11 protein-coding genes, 2 tRNA genes, 2 rRNA genes and 1 riboswitch are annotated in these 14,895 nt (G+C 46.4%); of the genes, 7 read left to right on the forward strand and 8 right to left on the reverse strand.

What is annotated here, in order from left to right:
• Positions 1-16 precede the first annotated feature (16 nt).
• From NQ565_RS01150 to NQ565_RS01165, 4 genes are all read right to left on the reverse strand, one after another.
• Positions 17-2,897, reverse strand: a 23S ribosomal RNA gene (locus tag NQ565_RS01150).
• Between the two features lie 112 nt (positions 2,898-3,009).
• Positions 3,010-3,083 (reverse strand) — tRNA-Ala (locus NQ565_RS01155).
• Positions 3,084-3,178: 95 nt separating this feature from the next.
• Positions 3,179-3,252, reverse strand: a tRNA-Ile gene (locus tag NQ565_RS01160).
• 140 nt (positions 3,253-3,392) lie between these two features.
• A 16S ribosomal RNA gene (locus NQ565_RS01165) occupies positions 3,393-4,919 on the reverse strand.
• The 16S and 23S rRNA genes sit together here with 2 tRNA genes alongside, the layout of an rRNA operon.
• 29 nt (positions 4,920-4,948) lie before the next feature.
• On the opposite strand from NQ565_RS01165, the gene NQ565_RS01170 reads away from it, so the two are divergent.
• Entirely contained in the window at positions 4,949-5,440 is a 492-nt protein-coding gene (locus NQ565_RS01170) for a hypothetical protein (RefSeq protein WP_005652230.1), read from the forward strand.
• Between the two features lie 866 nt (positions 5,441-6,306).
• Here NQ565_RS01170 and NQ565_RS01175 read toward each other — a convergent pair.
• The gene (locus tag NQ565_RS01175; RefSeq protein ID WP_005652238.1) at positions 6,307-6,921 is read right to left on the reverse strand and encodes a DUF2500 family protein; all 615 of its coding nucleotides are present in this window, start codon (positions 6,919-6,921) and stop codon (positions 6,307-6,309) included.
• Between the two features lie 56 nt (positions 6,922-6,977).
• Here NQ565_RS01175 and NQ565_RS01180 point away from each other — a divergent pair, with 56 nt between their 5' ends.
• Positions 6,978-7,226 carry a hypothetical protein gene (locus NQ565_RS01180; RefSeq protein WP_005652240.1) on the forward strand — a complete coding sequence of 83 codons (249 nt, stop codon included), beginning with the start codon at positions 6,978-6,980 and terminating at the stop codon, positions 7,224-7,226.
• 196 nt (positions 7,227-7,422) lie between these two features.
• On the opposite strand, the gene NQ565_RS01185 is transcribed toward NQ565_RS01180, so the two are convergent.
• Positions 7,423-8,274, reverse strand: coding sequence for a mechanosensitive ion channel family protein (locus tag NQ565_RS01185; protein ID WP_005652242.1), 852 nt, complete (start codon positions 8,272-8,274; stop codon positions 7,423-7,425).
• A 123-nt stretch (positions 8,275-8,397) separates the two neighbouring features.
• Positions 8,398-8,493: riboswitch (TPP riboswitch) on the forward strand.
• 36 nt (positions 8,494-8,529) lie between these two features.
• Between NQ565_RS01185 and NQ565_RS01190 the strand changes: the two genes are divergently transcribed.
• From NQ565_RS01190 to NQ565_RS01200, 3 genes are read left to right on the forward strand one after another with little or no spacing between them, the layout of a single operon-like run.
• Positions 8,530-10,764: a TonB-dependent receptor gene (locus NQ565_RS01190; protein WP_005652244.1), complete on the forward strand. Its 2,235-nt coding sequence runs from the start codon at positions 8,530-8,532 to the stop codon at positions 10,762-10,764.
• 8 nt (positions 10,765-10,772) lie between these two features.
• The gene (pnuC, locus tag NQ565_RS01195) at positions 10,773-11,390 is read left to right on the forward strand and encodes a nicotinamide riboside transporter PnuC (protein ID WP_005652246.1); all 618 of its coding nucleotides are present in this window, start codon (positions 10,773-10,775) and stop codon (positions 11,388-11,390) included.
• 31 nt (positions 11,391-11,421) lie between these two features.
• Entirely contained in the window at positions 11,422-12,057 is a 636-nt protein-coding gene (locus tag NQ565_RS01200) for a thiamine diphosphokinase (protein WP_005652249.1), read from the forward strand.
• Here NQ565_RS01200 and NQ565_RS01205 read toward each other — a convergent pair.
• Positions 11,984-12,925, reverse strand: coding sequence for a DMT family transporter (locus NQ565_RS01205; RefSeq protein ID WP_040315492.1), 942 nt, complete (start codon positions 12,923-12,925; stop codon positions 11,984-11,986). The two genes, NQ565_RS01200 and NQ565_RS01205, sit on opposite strands and share 74 nt — an antisense overlap.
• Before the next feature lie 128 nt (positions 12,926-13,053).
• Between NQ565_RS01205 and NQ565_RS01210 the strand changes: the two genes are divergently transcribed.
• Both NQ565_RS01210 and NQ565_RS01215 read left to right on the forward strand, forming a co-directional pair.
• Complete coding sequence (locus NQ565_RS01210) at positions 13,054-13,221, forward strand: hypothetical protein (protein WP_005652253.1); 168 nt, start codon at positions 13,054-13,056, stop codon at positions 13,219-13,221.
• On the forward strand, positions 13,206-13,541 hold the full coding sequence (locus tag NQ565_RS01215) for a type II toxin-antitoxin system RelE/ParE family toxin (RefSeq protein ID WP_005652255.1): 336 nt from the start codon (positions 13,206-13,208) through the stop codon (positions 13,539-13,541). Before NQ565_RS01210 ends, NQ565_RS01215 begins: the two co-directional genes overlap by 16 nt.
• A 46-nt stretch (positions 13,542-13,587) precedes the next feature.
• On the opposite strand, the gene thrC is transcribed toward NQ565_RS01215, so the two are convergent.
• Positions 13,588-14,889, reverse strand: coding sequence for a threonine synthase (thrC, locus tag NQ565_RS01220; RefSeq protein WP_005652257.1), 1,302 nt, complete (start codon positions 14,887-14,889; stop codon positions 13,588-13,590).
• Between the last annotated feature and the right edge of the window lie 6 nt (positions 14,890-14,895).

Raw genomic sequence — 14,895 nt, forward strand, 5'->3', positions numbered from 1 at the left:
CACCCATACACGGAAAAACCAAAAGTGAACGGGCAATTAGTAATGCTCGGCTATGACATCGCTGCCTGTACACCTGCATCCTATCAACGTCATCGTCTGTGACGACCCTAAGAAATCTAATCTTGTGGCTGGCTTCGTACTTAGATGCTTTCAGCACTTATCCAATCCCGACTTAGATACCCGGCAATGCACCTGGCGGCACAACCGGTAAACCAGAGGTCAGTCCAACACGGTCCTCTCGTACTAGTGTCAGAGCCACGCAAATTTCATACGCCCACGATAGATAGAGACCGAACTGTCTCACGACGTTCTGAACCCAGCTCGCGTGCCACTTTAATGGGCGAACAGCCCAACCCTTGGGACCTTCTCCAGCCCCAGGATGTGACGAGCCGACATCGAGGTGCCAAACCCCTCCGTCGATATGAGCTCTTGGGAGGGATCAGCCTGTTATCCCCGGAGTACCTTTTATCCTTTGAGCGATGTCCTTTCCATACAGAAACACCGGATCACTATGCTCTAGTTTCCTACCTGATCGACTTGTTAGTCTCCCAGTCAAGCGCCCTTATGCCATTACACTCTGCCGACGGTTACCAATCGTCGTGAGGGCACCTTTAGAAGCCTCCGTTACGCTTTTGGAGGCGACCACCCCAGTCAAACTACCCACCAAACAGTGTCCCCGCAACCGCGGGTTAGAACTCAAATAATCAAAGGGCCGTATTTCAACAGCGGCTCCACAAATACTGGCGTACCTGCTTCGAAGCCTCCGGCCTATCCTACACATCAATTACCCAAATTCAATGTTAAGCTATAGTAAAGGTTCACGGGGTCTTTTCGTCCCATCGCGGGTAATCGGCATCTTCACCGATACTACAATTTCACTGAGCTCACGGTTGAGACAGCGTCCAGATCATTACACCATTCGTGCAGGTCGGAACTTACCCGACAAGGAATTTCGCTACCTTAGGACCGTTATAGTTACGGCCGCCGTTTACTGGGGCTTCAATTCAATGCTTCTCTTGCGATGACATCTCCTCTTAACCTTCCAGCACCGGGCAGGTGTCAGGCTGTATACTTCATATTTCTATTTTGCACAGCCCTGTGTTTTTGTTAAACAGTTGCCTGGACCGATTCTCTGCGCCTCAAGTCACCCTGAGGACCCTTTATCCCGAAGTTACAGGGTCAGTTTGCCTAGTTCCTTAACCGTGAATCACTCAAGCGCCTTAGTATATTCAACCCGACTACGTGTGTCCGTTTGCGGTACGGGTACCACAAGGATTAAGTTTAGCGGATTTTCTCGGGAGTATGCTTACATGCACTATTGGATTGTCCCGAAGGACGCTCCATACTATCAGGTTCGACTCTTCCTGCGGATTTGCCTGCAGGAATCAACATCTACACCCTTTAACGGACTATTCCGTCAGTCCGCGGCACTGTCACTGCTCCGTCTCCACGTCACTCCTTGAGGTAGTACCGGAATATTAACCGGTTCTGCCATCGGCCTCGCCGTTCGGCTGAGCCTTAGGACCCGACTAACCCTGATCCGATTAGCGTTGATCAGGAAACCTTAGTCTTTCGGCGAGGGGGTTTCTCACCCCCTTTATCGTTACTTATACCTACATTTGCTTTTCCACACGCTCCAGCAAGGCTCACGCCTCACCTTCAACGCTGAGTGGAATGCTCCCCTACCGATGTTTACACATCCCAAAGCTTCGGTAGAATACTTGATGCCCGATTATTATCCACGCCAAACTCCTCGACTAGTGAGCTGTTACGCACTCTTTAAATGAATGGCTGCTTCCAAGCCAACATCCTAGCTGTCTTAGCAATCTGACTTCGTTAGTTCAACTTAGTATTCATTTAGGGACCTTAGCTGTTGGTCCGGATTGTTCTCCTTTAGGACATGGACCTTAGCACCCATGCCCTCACTCCTGACATAGAACTGACACGCATTCGGAGTTTGTCAAGACTTGATAGGCGGTGAAGCCCTCGCATCTTATCAGTCGCTCTACCTCATGCCAGTATAAGTCAAGGCTGCACCTAAATGCATTTCGGGGAGTACGAGCTATCTCCAAGTTTGATTAGCCTTTCACCCCCACCCTCAGGTCATCCAGAAGCTTTTCAACGCTTATTGGTTCGGTCCTCCAGATGGTGTTACCCATCCTTCAACCTGCCCAAGGGTAGATCACTTGGTTTCGCGTCTACTCCTTCCGACTGAACGCCCTGTTAAGACTCGCTTTCGCTTCGGCTGCAGGTCTCAAGACCCTTAACCTTGCCGGAAAAAGTAACTCGTAGGTTCATTATGCAAAAGGCACGCCGTCACTCGTAAGAGCTCCGACCGCTTGTAGGCGCATGGTTTCAGGAACTATTTCACTCTTCTGTTCGAAGTGCTTTTCACCTTTCCTTCACAGTACTGGTTCACTATCGGTCTCTCGGGAGTATTTAGCCTTACCGGATGGTCCCGGCTGATTCACGCAGAATTCCTCGTGCTCCGCGCTACTCAGGATACCACTAGGCTTCGACTGGCTTCGTATACGCAACTATCATGCTCTATGGTTGAACTTTCCAGAACATTCTACTCACCAGTTTTCTTGCCACAACGTGGTCCTACAACCCCACATATGCCGTAACATAGGTGGTTTGGGCTGGTCCCCGTTCGCTCGCCACTACTAGGGGAATCATTATTTATTTTCTTTTCCTGCAGGTACTAAGATGTTTCAGTTCCCTGCGTTAGCCTCCAACTTGGTTGGATGATTGGTCTTCAACCAATCGGGTTGTCCCATTCGGAAATCTCCGGATCAAAGGTTATTTGCACCTACCCGAAGCTTATCGCAGCTTATCACGTCCTTCATCGCCTCCGAGAGCCAAGGCATCCGCCATGCGCCCTTGCTTACTTTTAGTCTTACCGACAACGTATGGTCGATATATACTTTCAGCTTTAACTTTACTTTTTTCTGTTACATCATGTCAAAGATCGTTTGAGAATATTCCGATTTAACGGAATCTCAAGAGTGGAGAATAACGGATTCGAACCGTTGACCCCCTGCGTGCAAAGCAGGTGCTCTAGCCAGCTGAGCTAATCCCCCGAGATAGTGGTTAGTAATAGACGGTCAGTGATTGGTAATTAGTAATTAGAATTAGTAATTAAGAATCGTCTGTGTCTCTCACCAAGACTATGTCGTAGTCCCAGGCAGAGTTGAACTGCCGACCTCTACATTATCAGTGTAGCGCTCTAACCAACTGAGCTATAGGACTGTCAGTCAAACCCTAGCCCGAAGGCTCGGCTTCTACTTTCTCTTTATATTATTAATAAACAATCTTCGCAGTACAAGAGGTTCTTATGGAGGTAATCTCTTTAGAACCTACTTTTCGTCTTTTTCTGAGCGTCGCTCCAGAAAGGAGGTGTTCCAGCCGCACCTTCCGGTACGGCTACCTTGTTACGACTTAGCCCCAATCACCAGTTTTACCCTAGGACGCTCCTCGCGGTTACGTACTTCAGGTACCCCCGGCTTTCATGGCTTGACGGGCGGTGTGTACAAGGCCCGGGAACGTATTCACCGCGCCGTGGCTGATGCGCGATTACTAGCGAATCCAGCTTCATGGAGTCGGGTTGCAGACTCCAATCCGAACTGAGAGAGGCTTTCGGGATTAGCACCACGTCGCCGTGTAGCTGCCTTCTGTACCCCCCATTGTAACACGTGTGTAGCCCCGGACGTAAGGGCCGTGCTGATTTGACGTCATCCCCACCTTCCTCACATCTTACGACGGCAGTCCGGGTAGAGTCCCCAGCATAACCTGATGGTAACTACCCGTAAGGGTTGCGCTCGTTATGGCACTTAAGCCGACACCTCACGGCACGAGCTGACGACAACCATGCAGCACCTTCACAACTGTCCGAAGAAAGAACCGTTTCCGATTCAGTCAGTTGCAATTTAAGCCCGGGTAAGGTTCCTCGCGTATCATCGAATTAAACCACATGTTCCTCCGCTTGTGCGGGCCCCCGTCAATTCCTTTGAGTTTCACCGTTGCCGGCGTACTCCCCAGGTGGAATACTTAATGCTTTCGCTTGGCCGCTGACTGTATATCGCCAACAGCGAGTATTCATCGTTTACTGTGTGGACTACCAGGGTATCTAATCCTGTTTGATACCCACACTTTCGAGCATCAGCGTCAGTTACAATCCAGTAAGCTGCCTTCGCAATCGGAGTTCTTCGTGATATCTAAGCATTTCACCGCTACACCACGAATTCCGCCTACCTCTGTTGCACTCAAGGTCGCCAGTATCAACTGCAATTTTACGGTTGAGCCGCAAACTTTCACAACTGACTTAACAACCCGCCTACGCTCCCTTTAAACCCAATAAATCCGGATAACGCTCGGATCCTCCGTATTACCGCGGCTGCTGGCACGGAGTTAGCCGATCCTTATTCATACGGTACATACAAAAAGCCACACGTGGCTCACTTTATTCCCGTATAAAAGAAGTTTACAACCCATAGGGCAGTCATCCTTCACGCTACTTGGCTGGTTCAGACTCTCGTCCATTGACCAATATTCCTCACTGCTGCCTCCCGTAGGAGTTTGGACCGTGTCTCAGTTCCAATGTGGGGGACCTTCCTCTCAGAACCCCTATCCATCGTAGGTTTGGTGGGCCGTTACCCCGCCAACTGCCTAATGGAACGCATCCCCATCGACAACCGAAATTCTTTAATAGTCAACCCATGCGGGAAAACTATGCCATCCGGTATTAATCTTTCTTTCGAAAGGCTATCCCAGTGTTGTCGGCAGGTTGGATACGTGTTACTCACCCGTGCGCCGGTCGCCATCCATCAAAGCAAGCTTTGATGATGCTGCCCCTCGACTTGCATGTGTTAAGCCTGTAGCTAGCGTTCATCCTGAGCCAGGATCAAACTCTTCATTGTAAAAGTATTGTTAATCATTCCATATAGGAATGGTTGTTGCTCTGTTCAGGACGCTCGAATTTAAAAAGTATCTATTACCTATTTTACTAAGTAATGACGGTTCTTTTTATTTTACCCAAGACCGTTTCTTTTTAAGAAACAAGTCTTGCTCTTGTACTACTTGTATTGTTTATGTAAATCTCTTCAAAGATCGCTTCTTTTATGTCGGCTTTCTTTTCAGGAAAGCGGATGCAAAGGTAAAAACTTTTAAGTATATCTTCCAAATATTTTCGGAAGTTTTTTTCATCTTTCCTTTTTCCCGTCATCTCTCTTGCGAAAGGGAGAACAAGGAAAAGATTCGTTTTACCGGCCCGGATTCAAGAAAAAGCGTGTCAACCAACGCTGCTTACTTTTTGAAAGCGGGTGCAAAGGTAAGAACTTTATTTCATATCTTCCAAATGTTTTCGGAAGTTTTTTTTCATTCTGCTTTTTCAAAAGGGAATTTCAGAAAGAAACAAGCCCCAAACAGAAGAAATATGTAAGAGTTCCTACACCGTTCCTGTCAGAATGTCAAAACATCGCTGCTCCCGTTCTCGAAAGCGGGTGCAAAAGTAGGACTTTATAACATACACACCAAATATATCAGGGGATTTTTTCGCGTTTCTCTTGAACATTTTTATAAAACGCTGATTGACAAATGTGTTGAAGAACATATTTTTTAAGGAGGATGGAAAGCCAGGCAAAAGGGACACATTATAATATATGCGCATGCGCGCGGAAAGAAGCAACGGAAGGCTGAAAGAAAACACGGAGATACGGAAGGGCATTGCATGACACCCGGATCTTGACATGTCTGACATCCGGGTCTTGGCATGTCTGACACCCGGGTCTCGGTATGCACGACACCCGGGTGTCGGACACAAGAAAAAGGCTAACAGGACTAACGGCACAGGAAGAAAACAATACGGACACATGCAAGGGTAAAGAAATACAAACAGAAAAAGTAAATATTATACTTAAGAATATTTCTGTTCATTGTTTTTGTACTGCAAACCAATCATCCTTTTTTTGAACAGCATATTACACTTTCTTCCAACGATTGTTTGCGTGTATTCCCATTGACAAAAAATTCCGCCTTATACCCCCTTTTTTCTTTTCACACTTTTTAATCTACGTGTTACTAACCTTACAGACCACCTGTTGTATTACATTTTCAGCTTCCTGGGATTCTTTTTGTACAATGAAACCGAGCTATAAGTTACCTGAATAAAGGAAAACTATTTATTATTTTAGATAAGAACATACTGACAGAATTACTTTATGCTCTTTCAACTTGATAATGTGGCAGAAACCAATATTGAAATAATTCAATACACTCCTAAAGTCACTAACAAAACTTTATCTGCCACTATATACCTTGCTTTATAACCGGAAGCCCCAATCCGCCCTGACTTAAAGACAAGGCTTTCGGCTGCCCTTTCTGTGCATTCCTATAAACGGCACGAGAAACATGCAATGTTTTTACCGTACCATTATCAAAAGCTACTTCGAGATAATATTCATAGCGCATACCATCGGATACATAACGATGCTTTCCTACCTTGCGCCGTTTTTCATGTTGCTCCATACGTTTATCGAGTACGGTTACAGTTACCTCATACTCGTCAGCGTCAGCCAACAAATTGTTGCCTGAAAGAAACAATACATAACAGAAAGAACCCACGCATACCAAATGACACAGTACATTCACAATCCTGTTCTCTACGGTCGTCAGCCATATCCACTTCCGATAGAGAGGAAGAGTCAACATACCTGCCGCCAATGCTACGCCAACAGGTATCCACCAGGCTGCCAATGTTTTCTCAGAAATCACATATCCCATAGTGCCCGAGAACAATACAGCCAAGACCACAAAAATGCGTAATATTTTAATAAACAGAATCCCCATCGCTTTAATTTGTATTTTCCTGCAAATATAAAAATAAAAGTGACATTGCAAATTCTCACACACAGCATTCCGCATGAACTAACTTACCTAACAGAGCGTTATAACTGTACAAACTTAAAGAAACGACCATTATGGAAAAGAACTTGATTCATAGTAATGAATTGCATTTCATTGATAAGAAACGCATTCATCGGGCGGTAGAGCAGTTGGTTGAGTCATTGGAACTGGCAGCAGGTTCCACAACGGGATTTAATCTGTATGCAGTAGTAGAGAGTTATTTCACTGACTTGAACAAACGAAGGGAAATAAACCGTTTGCTTAATCTTGAGCAAAATATTTGTGAAGAAGTAGAAGAAGAACTCGGAGTGTACGAAATGTAAAACAATGTATACATATCAGTGAGGCTATATCCAAACTAAAATTCGCCTATTATTTGTTTCTTTCCGAGCACGGGATTACACGGAAAACACAGATTTTTCTTCATTCTTTTTCCGTGAAATCCGTGTAATTCCGTGCCTAAAAGAAATCATCAGATGTATTTTGACCTCAATATTCTTTCAACATTCGACTTTCCTATCAATCCTTTGCCTGATGCACTGTCAGTTGCGGGAACGGGAAACCGATTCCTTCTTCGTTGAATACAGTATAAATAGTCTTGTTCATATCAAAATAAACTCCCCAATAATCGCTGCTCTTCACCCAAACACGGATAACAATATTTACACTGCTGGCATCCAAAGCATGAAGGGCGACAAAAGGCGCCGGAGCATTCAGAATACGACTGTCGGCAGCAAGTATACGGCGTACGGTACTTTCCACCTTATCGTAATTCTCGCCATATTCCACTCCAATAACCCAGTCTACGCGACGGGTATCCTCACGACTGTAATTAGTCACAGTACCGCTACTCAAAGCACCGTTAGGAATATAAATCACCTTATTATCAGCCGTAGTAAGAATAGTATGGAATATCTGAATCTCGCGCACCGTACCGGACACACCCTGGCTTTCAATCCAATCACCTACCTTAAACGGGCGAAACAGCAAGACGATAAGTCCGCCGGCAAAATTCTGCAAATTTCCGGATAACGCCATACCCACCGCTACACCGGCAGATGCCAACAAAGCTGCAAATGAAGTTGTTTCAACTCCCAACTTGCCGATAACGGCAATAATTAACAGAATTGTCAGTAGAATATTCACCAGACTCTTGACGAAACTTTGGATACCCGCATCAATGTGCCGCTTCATCAGTAGTTTAGACACAAGTTTTTTAATGAAAGAAATAAGGAAACGCCCAACCACAAAGATTATAACTGCCCCTATAATACGACCGCCGGCTCCTACCCCCCAATCAATCAGTTGCTGCATAAAAATCTGAAGCTTGCTGAATCCCTCTTCAGAAGCCTGGGCGACAAACGCCGCCATTAATAAAGATGATAACATAATGATTATAGTTTAATGGATTAATGAATACAAAATTAACAAATAAATCCATTTTTCGTTCACATTATTTGTACCTTTCGACCAAAAGAAATACTTTTGCCTCTGATTTCAATTAAGGGGTGCCCTAATATTACGGGCTGAGATCATACCCATTGACCTGATTCGGGTAGTGCCGACGTAGGGAAAAGAAGAAAAGTTCCCCTTTTCTGTAGTAATCTTTAATAATTCAAATTGCAAATGAAAAAGTATGCAATGACAGCATGCCTGTTTATGGCAGCGCTGAATGTCTGCGCACAGACAAAGGAAAAAGACAGTTTGCGGGTAATAGACTTACAAGAAGTAGAGATTATCTCTACACGCGCCACAGGAACCACTCCGGTGGCATTTACCAACATCAACAAAGAACAGCTTAAAAAACAGAACTTCGGACAAGACTTGCCGTATCTGTTGAGTATGACTCCCTCTGCCATCACTACCAGTGATGCCGGAGCGGGTATCGGGTATACCACATTGAGAGTACGCGGTACGGACGGAACACGCATCAACGTCACCGCCAATGGTATTCCTATCAATGATGCCGAAAGCCACAATGTATTTTGGGTAAACCTGCCGGATTTCGCATCGTCCGTCAAAGACATGCAAATCCAGCGTGGTGCAGGAACTTCCACCAACGGTGCAGGAGCTTTCGGAGCCAGTATCAACATGCAGACCGGAGACTTCTCACTGAAACCGTATGCCGAGCTGAACGGTTCGTACGGGTCGTTCAATACACACAAAGAAACGGTAAAAGCAGGAACAGGACTTATCAACGGCCATTGGTCTTTCGACGCCCGCCTATCCAATATCAGTTCGGACGGGTACATCGACCGCGCATCGGTCGGACTGAATTCTTACTACCTGCAGGGCGGATATTACAGCGACAACACTTCTATCAAGTTAATAACATTTGGCGGCAAAGAGCGTACCTACCATGCCTGGAATTATGCCAGTAAAGAAGAAATGGAGAAATACGGCCGCCGTTACAACTCTTGCGGATATATGTACACCGACGACAACGGCACCGACCATTTCTATGAAGACCAAACGGACAACTACGTACAAAAGAACTACCAATTGCTTTTCAACCACAGCTTCACTTCCGCCTGGAATGTAAACGTAGGTTTGCACTACACCAAAGGAGATGGCTACTATCAAGAATACAAAGGCGGACGCAAACTGGTGGAATATGGCCTGTTGCCATACGAACATGACGGTGAAACCGTAAGCAAAAGCGACCTTATCCGTAAAAAAGCGATGGACAACTGGTTCGGCGGCGGCATCTTCTCCGTAAATCATAAGGGCAACCGCCTTCATACATCCCTCGGCGGCGGACTGAACCGCTATGACGGCGACCACTTCGGCAAAGTGTTGTGGGTGAAAAACTACATCGGCAACCTCGACCCAGACAAAGACTACTACCGCAACAATGCCACAAAGAACGACGGTAACCTCTATCTGAAAGCCAACTATGAGTTATGCAGCGGGGTCAATGCCTATGCAGATTTGCAATACCGCCACATCTCTTATAAAATGTACGGACAGAACGACAAGTGGAACAGCGTTACCAATGACGGTCTGCAACAACTTGCCATTCACGAGAAGTTCGACTTCTTCAACCCCAAAGCCGGGCTGTCATGGCAAATCAACCGCAACAACCGGATATACGGTTCGTTCAGCGTAGCCCACAAAGAACCGACACGCAACAACTATACGGACGGCAAGTTTACCGAACACCCCAAAGCAGAGCGTCTGTTCGACTACGAGCTGGGATACACCTTTGCCAATTCCTGGCTGACTTTCGGCGCCAATCTATACTACATGGACTACAAAGATCAGCTGGTGCTGACCGGTGAACTGAACGAAATCGGTGAAGCCGTAGCCGCCAACGTACCCGACAGCTACCGTATGGGTATCGAACTAATGGCAGGTTTAAAGCTGCCTTGCGGTTTCCAATGGGACATCAACGCCACGCTAAGCCGCAACCGTGTAGAAAACTTTACCGAAACACTTTATGAAGACGAAGACCCTACCGGCGACACATGGAGCACTTATCTGGGCGATACCCACATTGCTTTCTCTCCCGACTTTCTGCTGAACAACCGTTTCGGATATATCTACAAGGGCTTTGAAGCATCTTTACAATCGCAATACGTCAGCAAACAGTACATGAGCAACCTGAATTGCAAAGACCATATTCTGGATGCCTATTTCGTCAGCAACCTGAACCTATCGTACACATTCACGTTGCCCAAAACAAAATCGATAACTGTAGGCTGCACCATCTACAATCTCTTCAACGAAGAGTATGAGAACAATGGCTACGCAGGCAGCGGCTTCTATTATGAGAACGGACAGAAAGTGCGCTACAATTATGCCGGATATGCCGCACAGGCCGGCACTAATGTATTAGGACATATCTCCTTGAGTTTCTAAATTTGATTATGGAGCAGACACTCGAAATTATCGGAACACTTGTCGGTCTTCTCTACCTCTGGCTGGAGTATCGGGCAAGTATATATCTTTGGATAGCAGGCATCATAATGCCTGCTATCTATATCTTCGTGTACTACAATGCGGGGCTGTATGCAGACTTCGGTATCAACATCTACTACCTCGGAGCTGCCATATATGGGTGGATGATGTGGAAATACGGAGCATTCTTACGCCGGACAATCCTGAAAAGGAAAATCCCGGATATGGAAAACCAACAACAGGAGCTTCCCATAACCTGCATGCCGTCAAGGTATCTGTTGCCACTTATTGCGGTATTTGCCGTTACGCTTGCCGGCATTGCCTGGGTGCTTATCAACTTTACAGACAGCAATGTCCCCTGGCTGGACTCCTTCACTACCGCGCTCAGCATTGTCGGCATGTGGATGCTGGCACGTAAATATGTGGAACAATGGTGGGCCTGGATTGGCGTAGATGCTGTGAGTACAGGATTGTACATCTATAAAGGACTCGATTTTACCGCTGCATTGTACGGCCTTTACACAATAATCGCTATCTTTGGCTATTTCAAATGGAAGAAGCTGATGAAAAAAGAGGCTGATTTATGATTTATAAATTCCGATTTAGCAAGTATCAACTATGAAAGTGGAAGCTGTGGTTTTAGCAAACGGGGAATATCCTACCGCTCCCCTGCCTTTGCAGATATTGGCAGATGCGCCTTACGTAGTCTGTTGCGACGGCGGTGCAGACGAATACATCCGGAACGGACATACCCCCAATCTTATTATAGGTGACGGCGACTCCATCAGTGAGGAGAACCGCAAGAAGTACGGGCATCTGCTTCACCGCATTGCCGAACAAGAAACGAACGACCAGACCAAAGCCGTCAACTACCTGTTATCGCAAGGCAAACGCCGGATAGCTATCGTAGGCGCCACCGGCAAACGCGAAGACCATACGTTGGGAAACATCAGCCTGCTTATGGACTATATGCGTGCTGGAGCCGATGTGCGGACTTATACAGATCACGGTATCTTCATCCCTTGCCAGAACGCATGTACTTTTACCTGCCAACCGGGACAGCAAGTATCCATCATCAACTTCAATGCCCGCAAATTGCATGGACTCGGCTTGGTATACCCTCTCAGCGACTTCACCAACTGGTGGCAGGGCACTCTCAACGAATGCATCGGAACAGAGTTTACGATTGAGGCGGAAGGGGAGTATCTGGTTTTTTTGAATTTCCCTCAGCCACTTCCACAAAGTACACGCTGATACAAATCATAGCAATGGCAACGGCCTGTGTCCAACTGAACCGGTCCTGCCCCAAAGAAAGCGAGACAACCGTGGTCACTACCAATATCAGATAGCTGTAAATAGCGACAACGGTAGTCTTCAGATACTTCAACCCGACAGGAACCAGGAAGTAACTGAGATAAGTAGGGAAAATAAGGATAAATGCAAGTACAGCCCACGCCGTCCAATGCCACTCGCCCTTCCAGGCTTCTGCAAACATCGGTGCATCCCACCCTGCAACGGACGAAACGATTATGCCGGAAACAGCAGCTCCGCCAAATATATATTTCATCATTGTCACTACTCCTACCTTCTCCAGCAGTTTTTTGCTTACAATCAGATAAACGGCAAATACAAACGAACTGATCATACAAAGCAAATTGCCGGTAAAGGCATCGCGTGCCAAATCATCGCTGCCCTGCGTCAAGATACACAACATCGCACCGCCAAACCCCAAAGCTATACCGATAATCTTCATTACCGTAGCTTTCTCGTGCAGAAAGAAAACGGAAATGAGAAATACCCATATAGGCTGCATCGAATTGAATATGGCGCTCGAAACCGGAGTGGTTTTGCTGATGCCCAGCAGATAGCAGAACATAAATCCGTAAAGCCCGAACGCCCCGAGGCAAAACAGCATGATGCGTTGCTTCCTGGTAACCGCCGCTTCTTTTATAAAACAACCCGTCAACCAAAAAGCCACTGCCGCAAACACGCACCGTATGGTAACACCCGTTAAAGCTCCCAACCACAAAGGCAATAAATACTTCAATCCGTTCATGTTCAGACCCGCCATGACACGGGATGCAACCATACTGAGATTGGCTTCCAGCTTTTTATCTTTCATGAGACTATCTACATTGAGTTCGAGGTAGTGAGAACGCATAGCACCGGGAAATGTTCGGAAACATACGGAGCGTTATCCTAAACAATTCGCAACTTTGCAATGTTTTTAGGGAAATAGGAGACTGAAAAATGAAAGAAACAGAACCCAAACAGGCATCAACCCCCACCAAACAAGTGCTCGTATTCTCTACCCGCCTACGCCAGGATATCCAAACCGCTTGCCGGCAACTGGAAAACGGAGAAGGACAAGAAGATGTTACAATCAATAAGGAAGTAAAATCATGGTTAAACAAATAAATTGGTCGCCACTTGCCAAGGGGGAACTGAGGAGCCTGCTGTTATCCTCAGTGCAGAGGTTTGGAAACAAAGAACAGGGAAAGATTATATACTCACTCTTCCAGAATGCACTTCATCGCATTACTCTAAATCCTTTCATCGGACAAGCCACGGAAATGGATAACATACGATATATCACTCCTTGTCCCGACTATACGCTATTCTACCGTCACAGCCTTCTGAAAATAGAAATACTCGTGCTTTGGGATAATAGCCATAAAGCCGGAAAGATAAAAAGCATTCCCACAGGAAAACAAGAAGAGGCGTCAAAACTCCTTTGATATTTTTTTAGTTTTGACACCTCATCCTATCAGAAATAACTGGTAATCAAACATTCATTAAATAGCGCTTGAAGTCTGCAAAATCTTTCGACATAGGCAGACTCTTCTTTTCGCCACGCATAAAGGCTTGCAACTTCTCCGGTATCTGTATCGCCTCACCGATAATATTCTCTACCGTATCTTTGAACTTGGCAGGATGAGCCGTTTCCAGGAAGACGCCCGTCTCACCCGGCTGCAAGCCCTCTTGCAATGCACGGAAACCGCATGCACCATGAGGGTCGAGCAGGTAATGCTCATCTGTCCAAACGTTCTTCACGGTTTCGGCTATCTGTTCGTCCGTATAAGCAGCACCGCTTATCTCGGCAGAGATAGCTGCATGGCTACCGCCATAGAGGTCGAGCACACGGGCAAAGTTACTCGGATCGCCCACATCCATGGCATTGGCTATCGTAGCGACACTGGGTCGCGGCGTATAAACACCCGTCTGCAAATATTGATAGAATATGTCGTTACGGTTGTTGGATGCTATGAAACGCTTTATCGGCAGTCCCATGCGTTTACCGAACAAACCGGCCGTTATATTACCGAAATTGCCGCTTGGCACACAGATTACGGCATTGGCAGCCTTACCCGCCCGCTTCAACTGCGCATAAGCATAAAAATAGTAGAAAGCCTGCGGCAGAAAACGCGCCACATTAATGGAATTGGCGCTGGTAAGTTGCAAACGGCTGTTAAGCTCCTTGTCCATGAAAGCCGCTTTCACCAATGCCTGACAATCGTCGAACGTGCCATCTACTTCAAGAGCCGTGATATTCTGTCCCAACGTAGTGAATTGCTTTTCCTGAATTTCACTGACCTTGCCCTTCGGGTAGAGCACATAAACATGAATACCTTCTACACCGAGGAAACCATTGGCAACGGCACTGCCCGTATCACCCGAGGTAGCAACCAATACATTAACCTGCTTCTTGCCCTCTTTTCTGATAAAATAGCCCAACAGGCGCGCCATAAAACGGCCGCCTACATCCTTAAAGGCAAGTGTAGGGCCATGGAACAATTCGAGGGAATAGATATTTTCCGTCACTTTCACCAAAGGGACATCGAAGCTCAATGTATCGTACACAATCTGCTTCAATGTATCTGCGGGAACATCTTCCCCAAAGAAAGCATCCGCCACCCGATAGGCTATCTCCTGAAAGCCAAGCGTATCAATGCTGTCGTAGAATTCCTGCGGCAACGGTTTAATGGTAAAGGGCATGAAAAGTCCTTTGTCTGCGGCAAGCCCTTTCACTACCGCCTCTTCGAGGGTAACATCGGGAGCTTGTTTGTTGGTACTATAATATTGCATATTAAA

Origin of the sequence: Bacteroides stercoris ATCC 43183, from assembly GCF_025147325.1 — a bacterium.
In the GTDB taxonomy this organism is placed as follows: Bacteria; Bacteroidota; Bacteroidia; order Bacteroidales; family Bacteroidaceae; genus Bacteroides; species Bacteroides stercoris.

What these genes read in the sequence shown, in the direction of transcription:
- NQ565_RS01170 (WP_005652230.1), top strand. Translation starts at nt 4,949, where the DNA reads ATGGTTGTTGCTCTGTTCAGGACGCTCGAATTTAAAAAGTATCTATTA.
- NQ565_RS01175 (WP_005652238.1), bottom strand. Translation starts at nt 6,921, where the DNA reads ATGCGGAATGCTGTGTGTGAGAATTTGCAATGTCACTTTTATTTTTAT.
- NQ565_RS01180 (WP_005652240.1), top strand. Translation starts at nt 6,978, where the DNA reads ATGGAAAAGAACTTGATTCATAGTAATGAATTGCATTTCATTGATAAG.
- NQ565_RS01185 (WP_005652242.1), bottom strand. Translation starts at nt 8,274, where the DNA reads ATGGCGGCGTTTGTCGCCCAGGCTTCTGAAGAGGGATTCAGCAAGCTT.
- NQ565_RS01190 (WP_005652244.1), top strand. Translation starts at nt 8,530, where the DNA reads ATGAAAAAGTATGCAATGACAGCATGCCTGTTTATGGCAGCGCTGAAT.
- pnuC (WP_005652246.1), top strand. Translation starts at nt 10,773, where the DNA reads ATGGAGCAGACACTCGAAATTATCGGAACACTTGTCGGTCTTCTCTAC.
- NQ565_RS01200 (WP_005652249.1), top strand. Translation starts at nt 11,422, where the DNA reads ATGAAAGTGGAAGCTGTGGTTTTAGCAAACGGGGAATATCCTACCGCT.
- NQ565_RS01205 (WP_040315492.1), bottom strand. Translation starts at nt 12,925, where the DNA reads ATGAAAGATAAAAAGCTGGAAGCCAATCTCAGTATGGTTGCATCCCGT.
- NQ565_RS01210 (WP_005652253.1), top strand. Translation starts at nt 13,054, where the DNA reads ATGAAAGAAACAGAACCCAAACAGGCATCAACCCCCACCAAACAAGTG.
- NQ565_RS01215 (WP_005652255.1), top strand. Translation starts at nt 13,206, where the DNA reads ATGGTTAAACAAATAAATTGGTCGCCACTTGCCAAGGGGGAACTGAGG.
- thrC (WP_005652257.1), bottom strand. Translation starts at nt 14,889, where the DNA reads ATGCAATATTATAGTACCAACAAACAAGCTCCCGATGTTACCCTCGAA.